Raw genomic sequence first — 23264 nt, forward strand, 5'->3', positions numbered from 1 at the left:
TATAATACAAAAATGTAAATTTGCAAGGGGCGGGTTAAAATATTTTGGCTATAATCACCAAATGATAAAAGAAACAGCCAACAAAGCACTTTTTTTAGACCGAGACGGTGTCATAAATGAAGACGCTGGATACGTTTGTAAGATTGAGGACTTTAAATTTATTGATGGCATTTTTGATGCGTTAAGAGAATTTGCTGAGGCTGGCTACAAGCTCTTTGTCGTGACAAATCAATCAGGCATCGGCAGGGGCTACTACACACAGGAGCAGTTTGACGCTCTAAACAAATTTATGCTAGAAAGCTTTAAAAAAGAGCAAATTTTTATCACCAAAGTCTATTTTTGTCCGCACGCTCCAGAGCAAAAATGCACCTGCAGAAAGCCAAATCCAAAAATGATACTCGATGCTTGCAAAGAGTTTAACATCGACCTTGAAAACTCGCTAATGATAGGCGATAAGCCAAGCGACGTCGAGGCTGGTAAAAGGGCAGGTGTGAGTAGAAATTTCTTGCTTGATGGCGTAAATTTTAAAGATGTAAGAGATGTTTTAAATAAGCTAAAAAAGGAAAAATCACTATGAATTTAAACGGAAAAAAGATAGTTATAACTGGCGGCGCTGGCTTTATCGGCTCAGCTTTGGCGCACTATTTTGATGAAAATTACAAAGATGCTCACGTGCTTGTCGTGGATAAATTTAGAAACGACGAGACATTTAGCAACGGCAACCTAAAAAGCTTTGGACATTTTAAAAATTTACTTGGCTTTAAGGGTGAAATTTACGCTGGCGACATCAACGATCTTAGCACGCTTGAAAAGATAAAGAGCTTTCGTCCAGACGTCATCTACCACGAAGCAGCGATCTCAGACACGACCGTAAAAGAGCAAGATGAGCTAATAAAAACAAATGTAAATGCCTTTGTAAATTTGCTTGATATCTGCGAGAGTTTGGGCGCAAAGATGATCTATGCTAGCTCAGGGGCGACTTATGGCAATGCAAAGAGCCCACAAACCGTTGGCGAGTGCGAAGCGCCAAATAACGTCTATGGCTTTAGCAAGCTAAGCATGGATAATATCAATAAAATTTACGCAAAGCGCGGCGTGAGCGTGGTTGGACTGAGGTATTTTAACGTCTTTGGCAAGGGCGAGTTTTTCAAAAACAAGACCGCCTCGATGGTGCTTCAGTTTGGTCTGCAAATTTTAGCTGGCAAGACCCCAAGGCTCTTTGAGGGTAGCGACCAGATCAAGCGTGACTTTGTCTATATAAAAGATATCATTGACGCAAATATAAAAGCACTTGACGCGCCAAGTGGCGTCTATAACGCAGCTACTGGCAAGGCAAGAAGCTTTCAAGATATCGCTGACATCTTGCAGCGTGAGATCGGCGTAAATTTAGGCAACGAATATATCAAAAACCCATTTGTTGGCTCATATCAGTTTCACACTGAGGCCGACGTCGCCCCAGCACGCGAGGCATTTGGCTTTAGTGCTACGTGGAGCTTAGAAGAGGCGATAAAAGACTATTTGCCAGAGATAAAGAGAATTTATAAGGAAGAGATAAATGGCTAAGAGAGTTAAAATTTTAGTCGTCGGTGATCTAATGCTAGATCACTATATCTGGGGCAGTTGCGAGCGCATCTCGCCTGAAGCGCCAGTGCAGGTCGTAAAGATAAATAACGAAACCTACACGCTTGGTGGCGCTGGCAATGTGGTGAGAAATTTACTCTCCCTTGGCGCAAATGTGAGCGTGGCCAGCGTCTTAGGAGATGACGAGGCTGGCAAAAAGATAAAAGAGAAGCTTGCCGAGCTAAATGTAAAAGATGAGCTGATCCTTACTGAAAAAGGGCGTGAAAGCTCGATAAAAAGCCGCATCATGGCATCTCATCAGCAAGTTGTTAGGATTGATAAAGAGAGCGTTGTCAAGATAAATTTAGAAGATGAACTTGTCTTAAAAGTAAAAGAAAATCTTGCAAATTTCAAGGCCGTCTTGCTAAGCGACTACGGCAAGGGCGTGCTTAGCGAAAAGGTCTGCCAAGAGATCATAAACGAGTGCGTGAGGCTAAATATCCCAGTGCTCATAGACCCAAAAGGTAGCGACTACTCAAAATACAAAAACGCGACCCTGCTCACGCCAAATAAAAAAGAGGCGAGCGAGGCTACAAATTTAAAGATAAAAGACAAGGCCGAGCTTGAAAAGGCGATAAAACAGCTAAAAGACGAGCTAAATTTGACCTATTCGATCATCACGATCTCAGAAGAGGGCATCGCGCTATATGATGACAGGCTACACATCTTTGCTGCCAAAGCAAAAGAGGTCTTTGACGTCACTGGTGCTGGAGATACGGTGCTTGCCACACTTGGCTACATGCTAGCAAACGGAGCTGATATAAAAGAGGCGATAAAGATAGCAAACCTCGCAGCAGCCGTCGTCGTGGCAAAGATCGGCAGCGCAACGGCTAGTTTTAGCGAGATCGAGCAGCTGCTAAATAGCTCATTTGGGGCAAATTTCGAGCACAAGCTTAAAAGCGTTGAGGAGCTAGAAGAAATTTTGAGCCAAAAGGGTAAGAAAAAGGTCGTTTTCACAAATGGCTGCTTTGATATCTTGCACGCTGGGCACGTAAAATACCTAGCCCGAGCAAGGGAGCTTGGCGATCTTTTGGTTGTCGGGCTAAACTCGGACGCTTCAGTTAAGAGACTAAAAGGCGATGAGCGTCCTATAAATTCGCAAAATGATAGAGCCTGCGTGCTAAGCGGGCTTGGATTTGTCGATTATGTCGTGATATTTGATGAGGATACGCCTTTAAATTTGATCACCAAAATAAAGCCAGACGTGCTTGTAAAAGGGGCTGACTATAAAGGCAAAGAGATCGTTGGCAGCGAGATCGTAAAAGAGGTTAGGCTGATTGACTTTGTCGAGGGCAAAAGTACAACAGGGATAATAAAAAGGATAAAAGATGCTAAAAACAATGATAAAAAATGAGCTTGAGGCTCACCAAAAGACCTTTAGTGAGCATGTAAATTTGCTGGGTAACTTGGAGCGCGCTTGTCAGATGGTGGCTGAGACGCTAAAAAACGGCAAAAAGGTGCTGATATGTGGCAACGGCGGCTCTGCAGCGGACGCTCAACACTTTGCGGCCGAGCTAACTGGCAGATATAAAAGCGAGCGTCAGCCACTACCAGGTATCGCGCTAACTACTGATACTTCGGCACTTACGGCCATTGGCAACGATTATGGCTTTGACTATGTTTTTTCACGCCAGTTTGAGGCTTTAGCGCAGGAGGGCGACTTGCTCGTGGCGATCTCAACAAGTGGCAACAGCAAAAACGTCCTTGAAGCTATAAAAAGTGCAAAGAAAATGGGCGTATCGGTGCTTGGACTTAGCGGCAAAGGCGGTGGTGCGATGAATGAAGGATGTGATCTAAATTTAGTCGTTAGCTCAAGCGATACTGCAAGGATCCAAGAGTCACACATCTTTTTTATACACACGATCTGCCAGGCCGTAGATGAGGCTTTTAGGGGCTAAAATGCAAGAAGCGATGGATAAATTTTTAAATGAGCCTAGCCAGCAAAATGAGATAAATTTGATAGCGGCTTTGAAAAAGGCCACATTTTTTGCTCCAGTGCTTTTAAACCAAGCGCTTGCAAAGCCTGATGGTGGCGTAGTTTATGAGGAGGAGGGCTCAAATATCAAATTTATCCTCCTTGAAGATGAGGGCGAAAAGCTTAGCTATTTTCCGGCATTTACAAGCAAAGAGGCGATGAAGCTTTGGCGAAACGACAGCGAGCAAGAGAGCATAGAGATAGGGCTAAAAGAGTATCTTGCGATGCTAAAAGAGAGCAGTTACACTGGCGTCGTGGTGGATGCTTTTGGCTATGACTTTGTGCTAAAAAGAGAGCTGATAGAAAAAATCCTCGCCTAGTGCGTAATAAAATTTATAAAATTTTACGTATTATTTTATGCAAATAGCTTTGATGAGGTAAATTTAAACTGCTAGTTTGTTTAAAATTTATGGGCTAGTTTTTTTGCTGTGAGCTTTGCTAAATTCTACTTTTTGCACGTTTTCTAAATTTGGCACCGCAGACGATCTGAGGCTAAATTTAGACCCGTGTTTGATCTTAATAATCTGTAAATTTCATTATCTCTTTTGCAAAATTTAGTTTCGTATATCAAATTTAAGCTTTTATAATTTTGTTTAATGGCTTGTAGGCAATGTGATCAAATTTGCGGCTTTAGTGCCATATTTTGCTAAGGTTAGAGCTATAAATTTGACCTTAATTTTATAGTTCTTGCCACTCCAAATTTAACTTTAAAAGCAGCTACGACAAAGCAAAAAAAGAGCTGAAATAAATTTGCTGATAAAATTTCAAATTTGAAGACTTAATGCTTTAGTGTTAATACCGTAAGGGCAAAATTTAGCGCTAGAAATTTTAAATTTGCTCTTTTGTGGATTAAATTTATAGCCTTTTACTCTAAATTTAAATGCAAAAGCAGTTTATCTCAGAAAAAATAGCTAAAACCAAATTTGTAGTTTTGCTCCATTTGTTCTTGAGTGCTTGCTTAAGAGTTGGAGCAAAATTTAGTTTTAAATTAACCTTTGGTAGATTAAATTTTACAGACTAAAAAGCTCTATTTGCTAAAAAATTTAGAAAGGTTTTTTATTTGAACGCCGCTTGTAAATAAATAGCCTCTATTTATCGCTGGGAGCTTTAAAATTCTAGCTTTTTCTTTAAATATTTTTGGCATTACGGCTTTACAAAATGGCGTTACTAAGATGTATTCATTAGCGTAGCCAACAGCAATCTTGCCACTTAGAACCACGCTTGTTTGCTTTGCTAAATTTGCACTTAGCTCATCTTTTTGAGACTTGCTTAAAAGCACATTTAGCTCTTTTGCCGCCATATCGACGCCTCGCACAACGTTGCTATCATTTTTTATAATGAAAATTTCATCATCTATTTTTGTGATATTTGGCAGCAAATTTTGCCTATCAGCTTCCAAAAACTCAAAGCTTTTCTTCACGCCGCTAAAGTATTCGTCCAAAAATGGCTCGCTAAAATTTAGCCTTACAAAGCTTCTTTTAAGCTTGCCTTCTAAATTTGTCTCATCGACAAAATAGCGCAAACCTCGCTCGTCAAGGTAGTTTTGAAGCTCTTTTTTGCGTAAATTTAAAAGCGGTCTAACCAGCCAAAAGTGCTTTCTCCTCTCAAGCTCGCTCATGCCAAAGAGCTCTTTTAGTCCAGCGCCCTTGCCAAGCTGCATCAAAAACCACTCAAATTTATCATCAAATTGATGTGCTAGGATCAAATTTTCATAGCCAAAATTTTGGCAAATTTCGCTAAAAAACTCATATCTCGCCTCACGCGCATTTTTTTCAAAATTTGACCCAGCTAAATTTACACTTTTTACGTAGATCTTTTTGCCAAATTTGCTGGCAAGCTCTTTGGCGCTTTCTACTTCAAATTTACTCTGCTCTCTAACGTTGTGATCGACTATGGCTAGATCAAATTTGACCCCAGCCTCTTCTAAAATGTAAAAAAGTGCGGTGCTATCTATGCCGTGCGAGAAGGCAAGCAGGTTTGCGCCTGAGCTTAGCCTACCAAGCACATTTTGGCTTATCATTTTGCTTTTTTGATGAGATTGTTGCGACTAGTTTTTGATCAACCACGTCGCTAACCTCGCAAAGGTAGAGCGAGCCGATCTCAAGCTCTTTTACGTCGCTTTCGTTTATCAAAATTTCGCCGTCTATATCTTTGTCCCAGATATCTTTTTTGGCTGCGTAAAACATCTCGCCCTCACTGCTTATGCCTTCAAGCGATGCGTAAATTTGCTTGCCAAGCTCTTTTTGCAAGCTCTCATTTATCGCTTTTTTAGTGATCTTTTCTATCTTGCTTAGCCTTTTTGAGATGATTTTTGCTGGGATTTGCTCCATATCAAAAGAGGCTGTGTCCTCTTCTTTTGAGTAGGCAAAGGCTGAAATTCTATCAAATTTAAACTCTTCTAAAAACTCGCAAAGCTCATCAAAATCCTCCTCGCTCTCGCCTGGGTGTCCCACGATGACGCCAGTTCGCAAGAATGAATTTTCGGCATTTCTCATCAAATTTAAAAGCTCTTTTATCTTTTTAGCGCCACTTCCACGCTTCATTATCTTTAGCATATTTTCGCTGATGTGCTGGATAGGCATGTCAAAGTAGTTGTGAAATACTGGCGAGGCGATGATACGCTCTATTAGCTCCTTGCTGGTCGTACTTGGGTAGAGATAAAGTATCCTAGCGCTTCTTACGCCTTTTATCTTTTCTATCTCGTCTATTAAATTTATTAGTCCGTCGCTAACGCCTTGATCGCGCATATATGAGCTTGAGTCTTGGGATAAAAAGCTAAAGTCGTAGTAGCCTTTTTTGACTAGATTTTTGACCTCATTTACGATGTTTTCAAGCGAGCGTGATTTTAGCTTGCCCTTAAATGTCGGTATCGCGCAAAAGCTACATTTTTGGTTGCAGCCCTCTGAAATTTTGATGTAGGCGTGGTAGTTTGAGCCAGTTATCACGCGCTCTTCGTTTGCCTGCAAATAGGTCTGCGGGCTAAATAAATTTTGCTTTTTCAAGATGATCTCGTCGATCTTGTCATAGTCTGCCACGCCGGTAAAGAGATCGACCTCTGGCAGTTCTTTCATCAGCTCATCTTTATAGCGCTGCATAAGACAGCCAGTCACCACGAGTAAAGAGTCATTTTTACGAGCTTCGTGCATCTCAAGTATGGTTTGTATGCTCTCTTCTTTGGCGGATTTGATAAAGCCACAGGTATTTACGATGATGACGTCTGCGTCGCTGATATCGTCCGTGATATCGTAGTTTTGCAAGCGTCCCAGCATGATCTCAGAATCAACTAAATTTTTATTACAACCAAGCGAGATTAGATGAAGTTTTGGCATTTTTAGATCCAGATATTGTCTATTAGCCTAGTTTTGCCTACAAAGGCGGCTACTAAGATGATGGTGTTGCCTTTTTCTACCTTTGAAATTTCGTTTAAATTTCTATCTGTAACCGCGACGTAATCAACCTTTAAAGGCTCTAAAACCTCAAGCATCTTTGCCTTGACCTCGCTTGCGTCCTCTTCGCCATTTTGGATCAAATTTTGTGCTTTATTTAGCGACCTTGAAAGTCTTAGCGCGTTGCATTTATCTTCGTCGCAGATATAGACGTTTCTGCTTGAAAGTGCTAGGCCGTCTGGCTCTCTAACGATATCGCAGGCAACTAGCTCGATGTTTAGGAAAAATGTCTTTATCATATTTTGTACGATGATGAGCTGCTGGGTGTCTTTTTTGCCCATATAGACGCTATTTGCACGAGTTAGGCGAAATAGCTTGTTTAGCACTCTTAAGACGCCGTCAAAGTGTCCTGGCCTAGTTTTGCCCTCTAAAATGGCTGAAAATTTCTTTGGAGCGACGATGAGAGGCTCGTCTTCAAAGTAGAGCTCTTTTTCGTCTGGTATAAAGATAGCGCTAACGCCGTTTTGCTCGCAAATTTGGATGTCGCTTTGCTCTTTTCTTGGGTATTTTTCTAGGTCTTCGCCTGGTAAAAATTGAGTTGGATTAACAAACGTTGAGACGATGCTTACCTCATTTTCGCTCACGCATTTTTTTATAAGGCTAACGTGTCCGTTGTGAAGTGCGCCCATTGTTGGGACAAAACCGATCTTGCCGCTTGCGTTTTGGACAAAATTTTCAAGTTCGTTTATAGTTCTTATGATTTGCATATTGACTCTTTTTATCTAAATTTTAACTTGGCATTGTAACAAAAAAGGATTAAAAGGGCGTAAATTTAAAAATGTAAGCAACTTTTGGCTAAAATCGGCAAAAATTTATGGAGAAAAACTTGGATAGTTACGAATACAACGAGCTTTTAAAGAAGCTACAAACAAAAGTTGAAAACATAGGCTCTATCGTAAAGCCTGACGAGATAAAGGCTAGGCTAAAAGAGATAGAGGCGACCGAGCAAGACCCTGACTTTTGGCAAGATATCGCTAAAGCTGGGGCGCTAAACAAAGAAAAGACAAAAATTTTAAACATGCTTGCTAAATTTAGCGACGCTCACCAAGCAGTTAGCGACGCAAAGGAGCTCTTTGAGCTAGCAAATTCTGAAAATGATGAGGAGACTATAAATTCTTTATTTGAAGATGCTAAAAATTTAGATGAAAAGATAGTAAATTTAGAAATTTCTATGCTTTTAAGCGGCGAGGATGACGGCAAAAACGCGATCGTATCGATCCACCCTGGAGCTGGCGGCACTGAGAGCAACGATTGGGCGAGCATGCTTTATAGGATGTATCTTAGATTTTGCGAGCGTGAGGGCTTTAAGGTCGAGACTTTGGACTTTCAAGAGGGCGAAGAGGCAGGACTAAAGGATGTGAGCTTTATCGTAAAAGGTGAAAACGCTTATGGATATTTCAAAGCAGAAAATGGCATCCACAGGCTCGTTCGTACAAGCCCATTTGATAGTGCTGGACGCCGCCACACGAGCTTTTCTAGTGTCATGGTAAGCCCTGAAGTAGATGATGATATAGAGATCGAGATAGAAGAAAAAGATCTAAAGATAGACACTTATAGAGCTAGTGGCGCGGGCGGCCAGCACGTAAATAAGACTGAATCAGCCATACGTATCACGCACATACCAACAGGCATCGTCGTGCAGTGTCAAAACGACCGTAGTCAGCACAAAAATAGAGCCACAGCGATGAAGATGCTAAAGTCACGCCTTTACGAGCTTGAGCTGATGAAACAGCAAGAGGCGAGCAACAGCGTAGAAAAGAGTGAGATCGGCTGGGGACATCAGATAAGATCATACGTGCTTTTCCCATACCAGCAGGTAAAAGACAACCGCAGCGGCGAGGCATACTCACAAACTGACGCGATACTTGATGGCGATATCAAAAAGATGATAGAGGGCGTCTTGATTGCTCAAAAGGCTGAGGCGTAATAAATTTATGAAAAGAGATGAGAGCTAAAATTTCATCTCTTTTAGCTTCGTGCAGGCTTCTTCTTTGCCGTGATAGCAAGCCTCATTAAGATAAATTCTAGCTTTTTTGTAGTCGTTTTTACTTAGGTAGATGAGCCCTAGATCGTAGCTGGCTTCGCTTGAGCCAAGGCTTGTGGCTTTTTCGTAAAAATATATCGCTTTTTCTAAATTTTTATTGACCCCAAGGCCGTATTCGTAGATATATCCAGCGCTTCTAAGACCATCTATGTTGCCGTATCTGCCAGCTGTTTCAAACCAAAAAAGTGCCCTTAAGATATCTTTACTAAAGCCTTTGCCGTCACGAAAACAAACGCCAGTTTGCTGCATGGCTAGGACATTGCCATCTTTTGCGTAGTCGTAAAATCTCTTGCAAGCTTTTGGGTAGTTGCCCTCGTTATATAAGTAGATGGCATCTGCTATCTGCTCTACTTCAGGATCAAGTGGTGGCTCGCTAAGACCTAAATTTTGCGAAATTTGCTCTGCTGAACAGCCCCAAAATAGCAAAATGCTAAATAGAAAAATGATAAATTTTTTCATATTTGTCCTTGAAAATTTAGGCGATTTTATCGAATTTTATCTTATAATGATCGCAAATTTAAGCAAAAAGGAACGATATGGATCATAACGCACTTTTGACACAGCTTGGCTACAACATAGATGAAACGACCACTGAGCATATGCGTAGAATTTTAAATAACACTGACGGCCTTTTGCCAAAGAGTGTGATCGAGCTAAACGATCATCTAAAGCCACACCTTTGCTTTGTGGCGATGAGCGGGAGCGAGGATAGGTTAAAGATAAAAAACGTTGCGACCGTCAAAGAGATAAAAGAGCGGGTTGATGAGATTATCAAAAGCTGGGCAAATAAATACAAAATGGATATCAAAAAGATAAGCGAAACTACATACTACATAATAGGAAAAATTAAATGAAATATGACATTGTTATCATTGGATTTGGTAAGGCTGGCAAAACGCTAGCTGTAAAGGCTGCTGCGCTTGGCAAGAAAGTCGCGCTAATCGAGAGATCACCAAAGATGTATGGAGGCACTTGTATAAACGTGGGTTGCATACCGACAAAGCGTCTAATCACAGCTGCAAAAGAGGCGATATATGCAGACAATAGCGTTGAAAACGAGTATTATACGCTTAGCATCGAAAACAAAAATAAGCTAATCTCAGCTTTAAATTCTAAAAACTACGCGATGCTAAATGATAAAGAAAATATCGATGTAATCGATGGTATTGGCTCGTTTAAAGATAAAAATAGCGTCCTAGTTACAACCTCAAACGGCGAGCAAAAAGTCGTTGAAGGCGAGTTTATCATCATAAACACTGGCTCAAAAGAGGCGTATGCACCATTTGAGATAACAAACTCAAACGTCTTTTCAAGCAAAACTTTGCTCGATCTAAAAACTATGCCAAAGCATCTTGTCATCGTTGGCAGCGGCTTTATCGGCATCGAGTTTGCATCGATGTTTGCAAATTTTGGCTCAAAAGTGACCATCGTTGGACGCTCACCACTTCTAAAAAACGAAGATGAAGATATAGCTAAAAGTGTAAAAGATGCGCTAAACGTGCAGGGCATCGAAATTTTAGAGGGTTGCGAGATAGAGAGCTTAAAAGACAATGCGCTAAATTTCAAACAAGATAATGAAGACAGGATCATCAAGGCAGATGCGTTCTTGGTGGCGCTTGGTAGGGTGGCAAATTTAGATGATCTAAATTTAAAAGCAGCTGGTGTCGAGCTAAATGAAAAAGGCTTCATAAAGACAAATGAGTGCCTTCAAACAAATGTGTCAAGCATTTACGCAGTGGGCGACGTGCGCGGCGGTGAGCTTTTTACTTACACTAGCTTGGATGACTTTAGGATAGTTTTCTCGCAAATTTTTGGCGATAAAAAACGCACTACACAAAACAGAAGCATCCACGCAAATGTGCTATTTACCGACACTCCGTTAGCAAGAGTTGGCGTAAATGCAAAAGAAGCTAGCAATCTTGGGCTAAATTTCAAGGAGTTAAAGCTTAGCATGGCAGCAGTGCCAGGAGCAAAGGTGCTAAATCACGATGTGGGCATGCTAAAAGCGATCGTTGAAGCAAGTAGTGGCGAAATTTTGGGGGCGAGCTTTCACTGCATCTATGCAAATGAGATCATAAACGAGATCGCGATCGCTATGAATTTAAAAGCAAATGCAAATTTCTTTAAAAACCAAATTTTCACTCACCCAAGCATCAGTGAAGCCCTAAATGACTTGTTTGGACAATACTAAAAGGACAAAAATGAAAAAATATCTACTACTTTTAACTGCTCTATTTTTCACAGGCTGCTTAAATGTCATCGGCATCGGGGATACGCCAAAACAAGATGACTCATGGCAGCAGCCAAAGGACGAAAAGGTGGTGCAAAACAAAGAGCAAATTTCAAAAAATGCTATTGATCTTTTAACACCAAAGTGCGAGAGCGGCGATGCTGAAGCGTGCAATGATTTGGGCGTAAATTTTGAGCTTATGAAAGAGTATGATAATGCCTATGCAAACTACAAAAAGGCTTGCGATGCGAAGGTGCAGCTTGCTTGCTCAAACCTTGGCACGCTCTATGAAAACGGTCTTGGCGTAAAAAAAGATCCAAAAAAAGCGGTCGAAATTTACAAAGATAGCTGCAACAGTGGCGGCGTACAAGCTTGCTATCATCTAGGCAATGCCTACCGCAAAGGCGAGATCGTAAAACAAGACTACTACTTAGCGATGGAGGCTTACACAAACGCTTGCAACGCTGGAGATCTGCCAAGTTGCGCAAATATCGGTGCGATGTATGAGCTAGGTCTTGGCATGAACAAAGACGAAAAAAGAGCTTATGGAATTTACAAAGTCGCTTGCTTTCGCGGTCTAAACAAGGCGTGCCCACAGATGAAAAGACTTGGCGCAAAGCTTGGCATGTAAGTAGGAAAATAAGTGAAAAGAGTTTTAAATTTTGGGCTTATCGTAGCTGCTAGCTTTATGCTAAGTGGCTGCTGGTCGTGGCAAAAGATGGTGAGCTTTGGCTTTTGGCAAAGCGATGAGGAGGCTAGGGCGGAGCGTCTTGAGCTTGAAAAAGAGAAGATGGTGCAAAACTGCGAGAGTGGAAATAGTATCGACTGCAACAATCTAGCTGTAAATTTTAGTAACGAAAAGGATTTTGTAAAGGCAAAAGGCTACTATGAAAAGGCTTGCAACGCTGGGCTTGCGACTGCTTGTTCAAATTTGGGTCAAATTTACGAGCAAGGGCTAGTCGATGAGCAAAAAGATATCGAAAAAGCTCTAAAGCTTTATAAACTAGCTTGCGATAGTGGCGACGGAGTAGGCTGCTACAACGAGGCCATGGGGCTAAAGTCCTACATCGAAAGCGAAAATTTAAAAACTCATAAGATAGATAGAACTAAGGCCGAGGCTAGAGTGCTAAAGCTTTTGGCAAAGAGCTGCGAGCTTGAGTATGCTCAGTCATGCTTTTTGCTTGCAAAGCTAAGTGGCGATGAAACAAAGGCAGACGCACTTTACAAAAGAGCCTGCCAACTTGGCAAATGCGTGGATAAAAGGTAAGAATTTGTGTAGCTTAAATTTATAAAAGCTACACAAAGTTAAATTTAGTTTGCTCCGCTAAGCTTATATCCTACACCTGAGATGTTTTTGATGAGGTCGGCGTCAGTTTTTGCTCTTATCTTTTTGATAGTCATTCTAAGCGCTTCGTTACTCATCGACTTCTCGCTCCAGACGTAGTTTTCGATCACTTTGTAACTCACTACTTTTTCTATATTACTCACAAGTAAAAAGAAGAGTTTTGTCTCATTTTTTGGCATTTGCACCTCTTTGCCATTTTTAAAAAGCTGTTTGCTTGTCATATCGTATTCATAAATTTCTTTAAATTTGATCCTATTTTCAAAAAGATCTTTTGTTGCCATTATGATCGTAGTTTGAAGCTCTTTATATAGTTTTACAACCTTGCTTTGTGCGCTAGTATCTGCGTGTAAGAGCTTGTTTGACCTCTTGTAGCAGAGATGACTCTAGCTGGTTTTTATATCCATGTCTTTGTTAAGGGTACAGCAATTTTAAATTTGATGCGGAGAAATTTATTAAACTTGGTTACTTTAACCCAAAAACTTTTATGTTAAAGGTTGTGTGGATTTTGTCGTTTTCGCCTTTCATGACGATAGGAAATTCTGCTTTTATGATGCTATCGTAGCTACTAAGTGCGTCTAAAAAGTCATAAAATTTCTGAGGAGTTTTAAGTGAGCTGGTGACATTTAGGCGGTATCTAAAGAACTTCTCAGTTGCATTATTTTCGCCTTCTTCTATCTTGCTAAGACTTACCTCGCTAAAAAACTGCGATGCGAAATTTATAAATTTATCCTTATCAAAAGCTGTATCATAGGCCAAGATGATAGCACCATCTTTTTGTCTTGTCGCTTCAAGCGCTTTAAATTTAGCTTCAAATTCGTTTTTTACCTTCGTATATGATGAGGTTTGCGAGTAGTTTTGTCTTGAGAGGCTTTTAAATTCTTTTATATTTGGCACGATAAAACCAAATATCATAATGAAGCAAACTATGATAAAAGCAAATATAAAAAGTAAAAGCTTTACTGGGTCGATTTTTTCTAAGCTCGTATCTTTTTTACTCATTATATCCCTCAGAATTATCAATCTTATTTGTGCTTATAAAGCCGTACCATCCGTTTTTGCTCTGATAAAAGCTAGTGTTTGACGTGGTGAAAATCGACCTTAGTGGTGATGCTAAGAGCTGGTTAAAGACATCTTTTGTTGGCGTTATGCCGCGGATGATGAGCGAGTTTTTATCCATAAAGACCTCTTCAAGCGTGATGCTATCAGGCACAAGGTCAAAAAGGTTGTGCAAGCTTTGTTTTAGGATAGAATTTGACGTAAAGATGTCGTTTGCCGCATCTATCTGCACGGCAAGTTTAGCTGAAATTTCATCTGTAGTGACTATCTTTTGGCTAAGCTCTTTTTGCTCGTTTGCTAGAAATTCTATATTTTTTTTGGTTGAGTAGTTTTTATAAACGATGAAGAAATTTGCCACCAAAAGCACTACAAAAACAAAGCCTATGAGGCTTAGCCAGAGCTTACTAAAGATAGATAGAAGTGGTCTTGGTTCTGGGGTGATGAAGCTAAATTTCATAGTGTTATCTCTTCTTGCATGATCTCATTCATGATGTGATTTGTGTTGATCGGATAGCTTGATGTCTCCACAAATAGCTCTGATTGCAGGTATTGTAAAAATGTAGCACTTGTCTTTGTGTTTTCAAAAACGATGATTTGCTCGATAAAATCGCCGCCGTAGATTGGATTTTCATAAAATTCTTTCATAGCCTTTGCAATGTAGTCAAACATCTTCATATCGCGCCCAAAGATCGCTACTGATTTCTCGACATTGCTCGAAGCTGGCATGTTTAGCTCGTAGTTTAGATCTTCAAATTCTTTTGGTTTATCATCGCTTAAGAAATCATCCAAGCTCTTAAAATCATCAAGCGCAGTTGCGCCATCTTCTTCTTTGACGATAAGGTTGTCTATGTCTGTTATATCCTCTTCTTTTAGGCTTTCGATCTCTTCGTTGCCCTCTTCAGTGTCGCTCATATTTAAAAACGTCGAGAGCTTCATCTGCTTATCTTTAAATATCGCAAGCGCAAAAGAGTGCGAGTGGATGTAGAGATATAGCGTGGTTTTAGGTGAAATTCCACGCTTTAAAAGCTCGTGAAAGAGCAGAGCGATAGGTGAGTAGATAAGATCGACGCTGCCTTGCCCAAAGAGATTTTTATATCTTCTTATAGCGTTTAAATTTGCATATATGCTCCAGCTATCTTGCATCACAAGGCTGGTTAAATTTTGCGTATTGATGTTAAATTTTTTGTATTCGTCAAAGTTAGCAGTAGGCAGCGCACCTTGTGAGTCATCGTTAAAAAAGAGCGAAACATAGACGCCAAAATAAGCCTTTTCTTGCTCTTCTATGTATTTTATGACCTTTTCATCGACATTTTCGATGCTTATGTCGGTAAATTTAGCATTTGTGGTTTTTATAAGCTTACCATTTCTAAAGACCCGACCGTAGAAAATGCACTCATTGCCCTCGATCACGACGCTTAAGAAAAGGTTTGAAAAAAGCTTTTTGATGCTAAAAGACATAACTCTCCTAAATTTAAGTGCATTATTTTTGATATGTTAGCTAAAAAGGGATTAAATAAGTTTAAAACAGCTCGTTTTTTAGTTTTACAAACGCCTCTTTCATCTTTAGAGCTTCGCTTTTTAGGCCATCATCAAGCAAAGCAGAATTTCTTAAGCTTTCAAAATCCTCTATCATCACATCACACATCATTTTGATGCGCTCATTATCAGCCTTGCTGATGCCACTTTGGCTCATTTTTTTGATACGCTCTAAATACTCTTTGCCGTTTCTTATGTATGAGCTAAATTTTATCGCTGCCTTGCTTTGATTAAGCGTGGTGGCGGCCATTTTGTTGTAAGCATCAAAATCAAGGGCTTTTTGGCTTAAATTTATAGCCTTTTCATACTCTTTGCTCTCGTAGTAAAATTTCGCTTCAAGAGCGAGCTTGTAGGAGTTGTCGCTGTAAAAAAATAGCCCAAACAAGGCTATTATAAAAATGGCTATAAAGATAGAAATTTTATTTTTCATAAATTTCGTCCAAAATTTCTCTTATCTCGTCGCTTATTTGCGGATTTTTATGCGCATATTTTTTCCACCAAATTTTTAAATTTGACCTAAAGTCCTCTTTATTTTGTAGCACGCTCTTGCCGCCATCATTTTGTGAGGCTTGCCAAAGCTCGTTTTGTATCTTCTCTTTTGCCTCTTTTTGCTCTAAATTTGCCACGCTAAAAGGGGCTGAGAGGCTAAATTTTATAGTTGAAAATGGCTTTGGAAGTATCATCTTATCCCAGCTTTTAAACTCCCAAAACGAGTTTGCTTCGAAATTTAGAGCATAAATTTCGCAAGATGACTTTTGCGCGATCACCGCAGCTCCGTCTGCTACGCTGTGTCTTGGTCCGCGTGGGCCATCTGGTGTGATGATGACGTCGTGGCCTTGTTTTATCTCTCTTAGAGCTTCTATAAGTGCCCTTGCACCGCCTTTTGAGCTGCTGCCTCTAATGGTGCCAATGCCAAAAAATTTGATTATTTTGGTGATGAGCTCGCCATCTTTGTGGTCGCTTATTATTACCTTGCCTTGTTTTCTGTTTTGGCTGCTCCACCAGCGTCTGTAAGCAAAGCTCATAAAGCTAAGTCTGCTGTGCCAAAAGACGACGACGCAGCCATTTTGTGGTAAGAAATTTGGAGTGTAGCTCTTTTTGCAGGTTAGAAAAATGAGCCACATCAAAATGTATATGAAAAAGACGCCAACATTTAGGGCGACCTTTTCAAGGGTGTTTTTAAATTTGCAGCTCGCCATACAAAACCATTCGTTTTGGATTTGTGATCTTTACTTTTTGCGTAGTGCCAAGAAGCTCTTCGCTGCCATCAACTTGAACTAAAAAGTTGTTAAAACTTCGTCCAGCAACGCCGCCATTTGCCCTTAGCTCTTCAAAATATACATCAAAAATTTTATCTTTTTGCGCCGCCACGATCTCGTCTAAAATTTCGCTATGGCGATTTTGCAGGCGTGTTAGCCTTTCTGAAGCGGTTTTATCATCTATTTGATTTGTAAAAGTAGCTGCTTTTGTAAGCGGACGAGGCGAATACTTAAAGCTAAAAATTTGCTCAAATCTAACTTGTTCAAGCACGTCCATCGTATCTTCAAATTCATTGTCGCTCTCCCCTGGAAATGCGACTATGACATCAGTTGAGATGCTAACATCTGGGCACATCTTTCTAAGTCTTAGCGCGCGGTCTAAAAACCACTCTTTTGTGTATCCGCGCTTCATCTCGCGTAAAACTTTGGTGTTTCCGCTTTGAAGTGGCATGTGCATCGACTTGCAAATTTTTTGGTTATTTGTAAAAATTTCAAGAAATTTATCATCCATGTGAAGCGGATGCGGACTTGTGAATCTTATCCTCTCAACGCCCTCTATCTCGCTGATCTTTACTAGAAGGTCGCTAAAATCGATATTTTCTTGCGCGCCTGAAAATCTTTTGCCGTAGTTATTGACATTTTGCCCTAGTAAAAATATCTCTTTTGCACCACTTTTTGCAGCCTTTTCTGCCTCTTTTAAGATGAGGCTTGAAGGGATGGAAATTTCATCGCCTCTGGTGTGTGGGACGATGCAGTAGGTGCATTTTTTATCGCAGCCGATTGAGATGTTGATGTGGCTTTTATATGGCGAGCCTCTAAACTCGCCAAATGCGTATTCACTCTCGTCGTGGTTGATGTCGGTCGAGATAAATTTAGGCGTATTTACCGCCTTTGTGATCTTGCTAACATTTCTTGCGCCAAGGACAAAATCAACATAAGGTGCGCGTTTAAAAATTTCACTACCCAAATGGCTTGCAGTGCAGCCGCAAACGCCTATCTTTGCACCTCTTTTTTTGGCTTTTTCAAAGGCTCCAACCTCGCTAAAGAGCTTATGAACTGGCTTTTCACGAACCGAGCAGGTATTTATAAGGATTAAATCAGCTTCTTCGATGTTTTGTGTTAAGGAGTAGTCTTCTTTTTGTGAGAGCTCGGCTATGATATGCTCGCTGTCACGAACATTCATAGCACAACCTAGAGTTTGGATAAAGAGTTTTTTACTCATTAAAGTATATGCACTTCATACATATAATCGCTATCATCAAGGCCGTATTTCACGGTTCTATGATAAACGCTTAGCCCTTTTTCTTCAAAGTGCTCGACTAAGGCGATTAGTTGTTTGTGCGTGTTTTCTTTATCAAAATAAAAAATTTTCTGACCCTCTTTTTCGACAGCTGCCTCTATTTTTTCTAGTGAAATCGTTTTTGGTTTTGCGTCTAATTCGGCTCTTGCAAGTTTTAGCTCCATTTTTAATCCTTTCAAAATCTTAAATTTTAATCGGTCAATATACCCAAATCATCATAAAAAAAGGATTAAATAAAAGTTAATAACAAGCTTAAAGTTATTAAAAGTATGGCTTATGTATAATTTCAAAACTTCACGAAAAATCCCCGAAATTTATCGTCACAATGGAGAAAAAATGGAAAGAATATCAGACATTATAGAGTCAATTGCCAATGAGAAAAATTTAGAGATAGAAGATGTAAAAGAGCGCGTCATAAGAGCCTTGATAAACACTGCAAAAAGGGTTTATGGCGAAAATTATGAATATGACGTGAGCATCGATGCAAATAAAAATTTAAAGCTTTATCAAAAAATTTCAATCGTAGCAAACGACGATGAGAGGCTTGCTGAAGACAATGAGCACTTTTTAAGCTTAAAAGAGGCTAAAAAGATAGATAATGGCGTAGAGATCGGTGATGAGCTCACTTACGAGCTAAGCCTTGATAACCTTGGCAGAACAGCCGCCCAAACGCTTCACAAGGAGCTTGAGTATCACATCCAGCGCCTAGTTGAAGAGAAAATTTTACAAAAATATAATGAGATGAGCGGCCACATGGTCTTTGGTCCGGTTGTTAGGGTTGATAACGACGAAAACACCTTTATCGAGATAGACGAGCTTCGTGCTATCTTGCCACGTAAAAACCGCATAAAAGGTGAGAAATTTAAAGTAGGCGATGTGGTAAAAGCGGTCATTAGAAAAGTTTTTACAGATAAAAATTTAGGCATAAAGGTCGAACTTTCAAGGACTTCGCCTAAATTTCTTGAAGCACTACTAACTTCAGAGGTGCCAGAGATAAAAGACGGCGGTATCATCATTCAAGGCAGTGCGAGGATCCCTGGCGAAAGGGCTAAAGTAGCGCTCATCTCAACCACTCCAAACATCGATCCAGTCGGCGCAACGGTCGGCACAAAGGGCGTTAGGATAAATGCCGTAAGCAAAGAACTTCACGGCGAGAGCATCGATGCGATCGAATACACCACTGAGCCAGCGATCTTGGTAGCTCGTGCTATGGCACCTGCTATCATCACATCTGTAAAGATCGAAGAAAACAAGGCGATCGTGACACTTGCGAGCGAGCAAAAGAGTAAAGCTATCGGCAAAAACGGCATAAATATCCGCCTAGCAAGCATGCTAACTGGCTATGAGATCGAGCTAAACGAGCTTGGCTTGAAAACTGGTAGTGGCGATAGTGACGGCGGAATGGTCAAGGATCTAAAAGCACTCTTTGGTGATAACTAATGAAATTTCAAATAAGAAAAGCGACTAGAGGCGATATAGACATGATCTGTGAGCTTGTAAGAGAGCTTGCGGCTTACGAAAAAATGAGCGATCAAGTCACTTTTACAAATGAAATTTTCGCAGACTCCATTTTTAATAAAAATCATGCAAAAGCCCTTATCTGTGAGAGTGAGGGCAGGGCTATTGGCTACGCTATCTATTTTTACACATTTTCTACATTTTTAGGGCTTGGCGGGATCTATCTTGAAGACATTTACGTCAAAAAAGAGTTTAGAAATCAAGGCATCGGCAAGGCATTTTTTAAATTTCTAGCTCAAATTTGTAAGGATGAAAATTTAAAAAGGCTTGAGTGGTGCTGCCTAAACTGGAATGAGCCAAGTATCAAATTTTATGAAAGCATGGGTGCTAAAAACCAATCTCTTGAGTGGAGAACCTACCGCTTAGACGGCGAAAATTTAGAAAAGCTGGTAAAATTATAGTTTCTAATAAAAGCTCAAATTTGCTTTGAAATTTGAGCTTGCTGGTGATTAAAATTTATATGTATATCCCATATAAAGACCGATGTTTGTCTCTTTGGCATCAATCATATCAAATTTACTAATCTTGCCGTAGTCGGTTCTATCAGCTTTTAGACCAAACTCAACCGCATTGTTTTCATTGATAGAGTATTCAGCACCAACTCTTGCACCTAGCATCCAGCCGTTTGTACTAGCGCTTTCCATCGGAGTTTCAGCATCGCCACCTTTTATTTTTAGTTTTGAAAAACCAGTATAGCCACCAAGAACTAGTTTTAGATCTTTTGCTATGCTTGGAGTATAGTCGGCGCCAACTATAAATTTATGAGTTTTCCACTCAGCTACGCTCTTATCTTCATCATTTGCTGTTTTCTTAGCCTTAAAATCATATATGTAAGCACCATAAACCCTAGCTACGTCAAAGTCATAACCAGCTTTTAAACCAAGACCTGGCTGTGCTTTTTTAAATTTGATCTTTGAGCCATCATCACCTTTTACAGTAAGTTTTGATCCAAAAGAGTAGTCTCCTTCAACTCCAACAAAGGCTCCTTGCGCTAAAGCAGCGGCACTAGCTAGGCTTAAGCTTATCATTTAGACGTTGATGTCGCAACGCTTTACAACTGGCGAAAGCACAAGCCCAACCTTTATCGTATCGTGATGCTTGGATTTAAATTTGACGAGCTTATCGAGCAGAGCAAAAAGACTTGCAACGAGCTTTGCGAGTATGAAAAATTAATCAATCAAGACATAGAAAAATTTAGTAAATAATCATTTATAAATCGTAATCTCTTTTATAGTTGTAAGAGCTAGAAAATTCAAAATTTCTAAGATATTTTTAGCTGGATATTTTAGGTGAAGAAATTTGAGCTCAAAGCAAGCGCTTCAAGCTCAGTTAAATTTACTCGTTTAGGATAGAGAGAAGCTCTTTGTTGTCTTTTGTTTTTAGCATTTTTGCGTATAAGAATTTAAGCGCTTCAACATCGTCCATTGTAGCGATCGCAGAGCGGATAGCCCAAATTTTCTGAAGCTCATCAGGTTTTTGAAGTAGCTCTTCTTTTCTGGTGCCTGATTTTAGTACGTTGATAGCTGGGTAAATTCTGCGGTCTGAGATGTTGCGGTCAAGCACGATTTCGCTGTTTCCAGTGCCTTTAAACTCTTCAAATATCACTTCATCCATGCGTGAGCCAGTGTCGATAAGTGCTGTTGCGATGATGGTTAGTGAGCCGCCGTGCTCTATGTTTCTAGCTGCGCCAAAGAAGCGTTTTGGCTTGTGAAGTGCGTTTGCATCCACGCCGCCTGTTAGCACCTTACCGCTTGGCGGGGTCACTGTGTTGTAGGCACGTGCTAGACGGGTTATGCTATCAAGCAAGATGATGACGTCTTTGCCCATTTCAACTAGACGTTTTGCCTTTTCGATGACTAGCTCTGCTACGCGGACATGGTTAAGCGCTGGCAGGTCAAATGTCGAGCTAAATACCTCGCCTTTTACGCAGCGCTGCATATCTGTAACCTCTTCTGGTCTCTCATCTACCAAAAGCACCATTAGCTGGGCTTCTGGATGGTTTTTAGCGATGCCGTGAGCTAGCTCTTTCATAAGCTCAGTTTTACCACTTCTTGGAGGTGCGACTATGAGGCCACGCTGACCCTTGCCAATAGGCGTGAAAAGGTCAAGCACACGGCCTGTTAGCTTCATCGGATCATACTCTAAATTTAGCTTTTCGGTTGGGAAAAGCGGGGTTAAGTTGTCAAAGAGTGGCCTCTCTTTTGCGTCTGCTAGAGGCATATAATTTACCGCTTCGATCTTTAAAAGGGCGTAGTATTTTTCTTGATCTTTTGGCTCTCTTACTTGGCCGGTGATGATGTCGCCCACACGAAGTGCAAATTTGCGGATCTGAGAGTTTGAAACATAAGCGTCGTTTGAGCTGTCGCTTAAATTTGCATCAACAGCCCTTAAAAAGCCGTAACCCTCGTTTGTTATCTCTAAAATTCCAGTAAATAGTATAAAGCCGCCTTGTTTTGTCTGGGTTTTTAGTATCTCAAATATCAAATCCTGCCTGCGAAATTCGCGTGGATTTTCGACGCCAACGCCATTTGCGATCTGCACTAGCTCTTCTAAGCTAAGCGTTCTTAGCTCTTCGATCTTGTGTCCGTCGACTGGTACGTGGGTTCTTGATGCTTGATGTTTTTTTGTAGTTCTTGTGCTTTGAGCAGCACTTTGCTCGGTTTGGTTATTGTTTTCCATTTTTCCTCTTTAAATGCGGGGATAAGATTGCAGAATTCTGGGCTTCAAAAGTTTTTTGAAAGTTTTGGCATTTTATAAAAATAAAACTTTGTTGTCAAGAAATGCCACAACCAAAGTCGCTAAAATAGGCAAATTTACAGGCAAAATGACCTGCAAATTTAAATTAGTGTTCGCTCTTTAGCCCAGCACCGCACATCGAGATGATGCTTCTGCCCTCTATTTTGTGCGATTTTACGTAGCTTGCGTAGGCGGCGTAGATGGCTGCTGTGGTGTGTTCGACATAAAAGCCGCGGCTTGCTAGGAAATTTCTAGCAGGTTCAATATCATCTTCTTTTATCGTGATCACCTCGCGCTCGCCTGCGTAGTCGCTAGATAAAATTTCAGCGCCACGAGCAGGTTTTGCGATCGCTATGCCCTCAGCCAAAGTTGGCTTAGCTTTTATCGCAACTGGCTCGCTTGTCGCCCCAAGAAACGGCGCGCACTTTTCGCTTTGAACGATGAAAATTTTAGGTAGCTTTTTGATCACTCCAGCCTCAAATAGCTCGTTTAGCGCTATCTCGCAGCCTATTAGCAAGGTGCCGTTGCCAACTGGCAGGAATAAATTTTCAGGGACAAAGCCAAGCTGCTCGTAAATTTCATATATATATGTTTTAGTGCCTTGGTAAAAAAGCGGGTTAAAGACGTGGTTTGCGTAAAATATGCCCTCATCTTTTGCCCTTTTTCTACAAGCATCTGCCGTCTCATCGCGCGTGCCGTCAAAGACAACCGCCTTTGCGCCGTAGTACTCAAGCATCTTTATCTTTTTCTCGCTTGTGCCTTTTGGAACGTAAATTTCACACTCTATCCCAGCTCTTGCAGCGTATGCAGCTACCGAGTTTCCAGCGTTTCCGCTGCTATCTTGTAAGATTTTTTTGATGCCATGAGTTTTACAAAACCAAATAAGCATCACCGCACCCCTATCCTTAAAGGAAAGCGTTGGCATCGCATAGTCCATTTTAAGGTAGAGTGAGTCATTAAATTTCACGCTCTTTGTTAGCCCTTCGCCAAGGCTGATGTCGCGCCAAAGATCGTTTTTGATAGGGAAAAATTCTCTGTATCTAAAGAGGCTAAACTCGCGCTGATCGATCAAATTTAGATCAAATTTGGCTGGCTTAAACCCCAGATCATAAAGCCCCCCGCACTCGCACGCAAATATAGGCGTCTCAAAATCTGCGCTTTTGCCGCACTTTGAGCAGATAAATTTAGGCATTGTTGCT

At 40.6% G+C, this 23264-nt stretch carries 27 protein-coding genes and 1 pseudogene; 13 read left to right on the forward strand and 15 right to left on the reverse strand.

The window, feature by feature from the left end:
• Nucleotides 1-4 precede the first annotated feature (4 nt).
• From gmhB to F3G86_RS01855, 5 genes are read left to right on the forward strand one after another with little or no spacing between them, the layout of a single operon-like run.
• Nucleotides 5-577 carry a D-glycero-beta-D-manno-heptose 1,7-bisphosphate 7-phosphatase gene (gene gmhB / locus F3G86_RS01835; RefSeq protein ID WP_411160683.1) on the forward strand — a complete coding sequence of 191 codons (573 nt, stop codon included), beginning with the start codon at nt 5-7 and terminating at the stop codon, nt 575-577.
• Entirely contained in the window at nt 574-1563 is a 990-nt protein-coding gene (gene rfaD, locus F3G86_RS01840) for an ADP-glyceromanno-heptose 6-epimerase (RefSeq protein WP_103599357.1), read from the forward strand. Before gmhB ends, rfaD begins: the two co-directional genes overlap by 4 nt.
• On the forward strand, nt 1556-2974 hold the full coding sequence (gene rfaE1 / locus F3G86_RS01845) for a D-glycero-beta-D-manno-heptose-7-phosphate kinase (RefSeq protein ID WP_149722814.1): 1419 nt from the start codon (nt 1556-1558) through the stop codon (nt 2972-2974). The genes rfaD and rfaE1 overlap by 8 nt, the downstream gene beginning before the upstream one ends.
• On the forward strand, nt 2949-3518 hold the full coding sequence (gene gmhA, locus F3G86_RS01850) for a D-sedoheptulose 7-phosphate isomerase (RefSeq protein ID WP_149722815.1): 570 nt from the start codon (nt 2949-2951) through the stop codon (nt 3516-3518). The genes rfaE1 and gmhA overlap by 26 nt, the downstream gene beginning before the upstream one ends.
• Before the next feature lies 1 nt (nt 3519).
• Nucleotides 3520-3915 carry an SseB family protein gene (locus F3G86_RS01855; RefSeq protein ID WP_149723148.1) on the forward strand — a complete coding sequence of 132 codons (396 nt, stop codon included), beginning with the start codon at nt 3520-3522 and terminating at the stop codon, nt 3913-3915.
• Between the two features lie 707 nt (nt 3916-4622).
• Here the strand turns inward: F3G86_RS01855 and tilS are convergent.
• From tilS to panC, 3 genes are read right to left on the reverse strand one after another with little or no spacing between them, the layout of a single operon-like run.
• Nucleotides 4623-5615, reverse strand: a complete 993-nt coding sequence (gene tilS / locus F3G86_RS01860; protein WP_149722816.1) for a tRNA lysidine(34) synthetase TilS — start codon at nt 5613-5615, stop codon at nt 4623-4625.
• A complete protein-coding gene (gene rimO / locus F3G86_RS01865) occupies nt 5590-6924 on the reverse strand; it encodes a 30S ribosomal protein S12 methylthiotransferase RimO (RefSeq protein WP_149722817.1) in 1335 nt (444 codons plus the stop codon). Before rimO ends, tilS begins: the two co-directional genes overlap by 26 nt.
• Nucleotides 6925-6926: 2 nt before the next feature.
• The gene (panC, locus tag F3G86_RS01870) at nt 6927-7748 is read right to left on the reverse strand and encodes a pantoate--beta-alanine ligase (protein ID WP_149722818.1); all 822 of its coding nucleotides are present in this window, start codon (nt 7746-7748) and stop codon (nt 6927-6929) included.
• A gap of 119 nt (nt 7749-7867) precedes the next feature.
• Between panC and prfB the strand changes: the two genes are divergently transcribed.
• Complete coding sequence (gene prfB / locus F3G86_RS01875) at nt 7868-8968, forward strand: peptide chain release factor 2 (protein WP_149722819.1); 1101 nt, start codon at nt 7868-7870, stop codon at nt 8966-8968.
• A 24-nt stretch (nt 8969-8992) separates the two neighbouring features.
• On the opposite strand, the gene F3G86_RS01880 is transcribed toward prfB, so the two are convergent.
• On the reverse strand, nt 8993-9544 hold the full coding sequence (locus F3G86_RS01880; protein ID WP_149722820.1) for a tetratricopeptide repeat protein: 552 nt from the start codon (nt 9542-9544) through the stop codon (nt 8993-8995).
• Nucleotides 9545-9621: 77 nt separating this feature from the next.
• Between F3G86_RS01880 and F3G86_RS01885 the strand changes: the two genes are divergently transcribed.
• From F3G86_RS01885 to F3G86_RS01900, 4 genes are read left to right on the forward strand one after another with little or no spacing between them, the layout of a single operon-like run.
• Nucleotides 9622-9939: a type II secretion system protein gene (locus F3G86_RS01885; RefSeq protein ID WP_149722821.1), complete on the forward strand. Its 318-nt coding sequence runs from the start codon at nt 9622-9624 to the stop codon at nt 9937-9939.
• Nucleotides 9936-11276 carry a dihydrolipoyl dehydrogenase family protein gene (locus F3G86_RS01890; RefSeq protein WP_149722822.1) on the forward strand — a complete coding sequence of 447 codons (1341 nt, stop codon included), beginning with the start codon at nt 9936-9938 and terminating at the stop codon, nt 11274-11276. Before F3G86_RS01885 ends, F3G86_RS01890 begins: the two co-directional genes overlap by 4 nt.
• A gap of 10 nt (nt 11277-11286) precedes the next feature.
• On the forward strand, nt 11287-11946 hold the full coding sequence (locus F3G86_RS01895) for a tetratricopeptide repeat protein (protein ID WP_087582363.1): 660 nt from the start codon (nt 11287-11289) through the stop codon (nt 11944-11946).
• Between the two features lie 12 nt (nt 11947-11958).
• Nucleotides 11959-12582 (forward strand): tetratricopeptide repeat protein, encoded by a 624-nt coding sequence (locus tag F3G86_RS01900; protein WP_149722823.1) that lies wholly within the window; start codon nt 11959-11961, stop codon nt 12580-12582.
• Between the two features lie 44 nt (nt 12583-12626).
• Here the strand turns inward: F3G86_RS01900 and F3G86_RS01905 are convergent, their stop codons facing one another.
• The 8 genes from F3G86_RS01905 to F3G86_RS01940 form a co-directional block, all read right to left on the reverse strand.
• Nucleotides 12627-12941, reverse strand: a complete 315-nt coding sequence (locus tag F3G86_RS01905) for a winged helix-turn-helix domain-containing protein (protein ID WP_149722824.1) — start codon at nt 12939-12941, stop codon at nt 12627-12629.
• Between the two features lie 181 nt (nt 12942-13122).
• The gene (locus tag F3G86_RS01910; RefSeq protein ID WP_002942078.1) at nt 13123-13659 is read right to left on the reverse strand and encodes a hypothetical protein; all 537 of its coding nucleotides are present in this window, start codon (nt 13657-13659) and stop codon (nt 13123-13125) included.
• A complete protein-coding gene (locus tag F3G86_RS01915) occupies nt 13652-14173 on the reverse strand; it encodes a PilN family protein (RefSeq protein WP_149722825.1) in 522 nt (173 codons plus the stop codon). The genes F3G86_RS01910 and F3G86_RS01915 overlap by 8 nt, the downstream gene beginning before the upstream one ends.
• Nucleotides 14170-15174 (reverse strand): DUF8341 domain-containing protein, encoded by a 1005-nt coding sequence (locus tag F3G86_RS01920; protein WP_149722826.1) that lies wholly within the window; start codon nt 15172-15174, stop codon nt 14170-14172. Before F3G86_RS01920 ends, F3G86_RS01915 begins: the two co-directional genes overlap by 4 nt.
• 61 nt (nt 15175-15235) lie before the next feature.
• Nucleotides 15236-15682, reverse strand: a complete 447-nt coding sequence (locus F3G86_RS01925; protein ID WP_149722827.1) for a hypothetical protein — start codon at nt 15680-15682, stop codon at nt 15236-15238.
• Complete coding sequence (locus tag F3G86_RS01930; protein ID WP_149722828.1) at nt 15672-16451, reverse strand: lysophospholipid acyltransferase family protein; 780 nt, start codon at nt 16449-16451, stop codon at nt 15672-15674. Before F3G86_RS01930 ends, F3G86_RS01925 begins: the two co-directional genes overlap by 11 nt.
• A complete protein-coding gene (gene miaB, locus F3G86_RS01935) occupies nt 16432-17733 on the reverse strand; it encodes a tRNA (N6-isopentenyl adenosine(37)-C2)-methylthiotransferase MiaB (protein WP_149722829.1) in 1302 nt (433 codons plus the stop codon). The genes F3G86_RS01930 and miaB overlap by 20 nt, the downstream gene beginning before the upstream one ends.
• A complete protein-coding gene (locus F3G86_RS01940) occupies nt 17733-17975 on the reverse strand; it encodes an HP0268 family nuclease (protein WP_002941786.1) in 243 nt (80 codons plus the stop codon). The genes miaB and F3G86_RS01940 overlap by 1 nt, the downstream gene beginning before the upstream one ends.
• A gap of 172 nt (nt 17976-18147) precedes the next feature.
• Here F3G86_RS01940 and nusA point away from each other — a divergent pair, with 172 nt between their 5' ends.
• Nucleotides 18148-19251 carry a transcription termination factor NusA gene (nusA, locus tag F3G86_RS01945; RefSeq protein ID WP_149722830.1) on the forward strand — a complete coding sequence of 368 codons (1104 nt, stop codon included), beginning with the start codon at nt 18148-18150 and terminating at the stop codon, nt 19249-19251.
• Nucleotides 19251-19730 carry a GNAT family N-acetyltransferase gene (locus tag F3G86_RS01950; protein WP_149722831.1) on the forward strand — a complete coding sequence of 160 codons (480 nt, stop codon included), beginning with the start codon at nt 19251-19253 and terminating at the stop codon, nt 19728-19730. Before nusA ends, F3G86_RS01950 begins: the two co-directional genes overlap by 1 nt.
• A 48-nt stretch (nt 19731-19778) precedes the next feature.
• Here the strand turns inward: F3G86_RS01950 and F3G86_RS01955 are convergent, their stop codons facing one another.
• The gene (locus tag F3G86_RS01955; RefSeq protein WP_149722832.1) at nt 19779-20357 is read right to left on the reverse strand and encodes an outer membrane beta-barrel protein; all 579 of its coding nucleotides are present in this window, start codon (nt 20355-20357) and stop codon (nt 19779-19781) included.
• On the opposite strand from F3G86_RS01955, the pseudogene F3G86_RS01960 reads away from it, so the two are divergent.
• Nucleotides 20349-20534: pseudogene (locus F3G86_RS01960) on the forward strand (transcriptional regulator); the annotation flags it as partial. The gene F3G86_RS01955 and the pseudogene F3G86_RS01960 overlap by 9 nt on opposite strands.
• 130 nt (nt 20535-20664) lie before the next feature.
• On the opposite strand, the gene rho reads toward F3G86_RS01960, so the two are convergent.
• The gene (gene rho, locus F3G86_RS01965) at nt 20665-22008 is read right to left on the reverse strand and encodes a transcription termination factor Rho (protein WP_149722833.1); all 1344 of its coding nucleotides are present in this window, start codon (nt 22006-22008) and stop codon (nt 20665-20667) included.
• Between the two features lie 163 nt (nt 22009-22171).
• Nucleotides 22172-23257: a pyridoxal-phosphate dependent enzyme gene (locus F3G86_RS01970; protein ID WP_149722834.1), complete on the reverse strand. Its 1086-nt coding sequence runs from the start codon at nt 23255-23257 to the stop codon at nt 22172-22174.
• Between the last annotated feature and the right edge of the window lie 7 nt (nt 23258-23264).

The sequence above is a fragment of the Campylobacter concisus genome, assembly GCF_902460595.1.
GTDB classification, from domain to species: domain Bacteria; phylum Campylobacterota; class Campylobacteria; order Campylobacterales; family Campylobacteraceae; genus Campylobacter_A; species Campylobacter_A concisus_BL.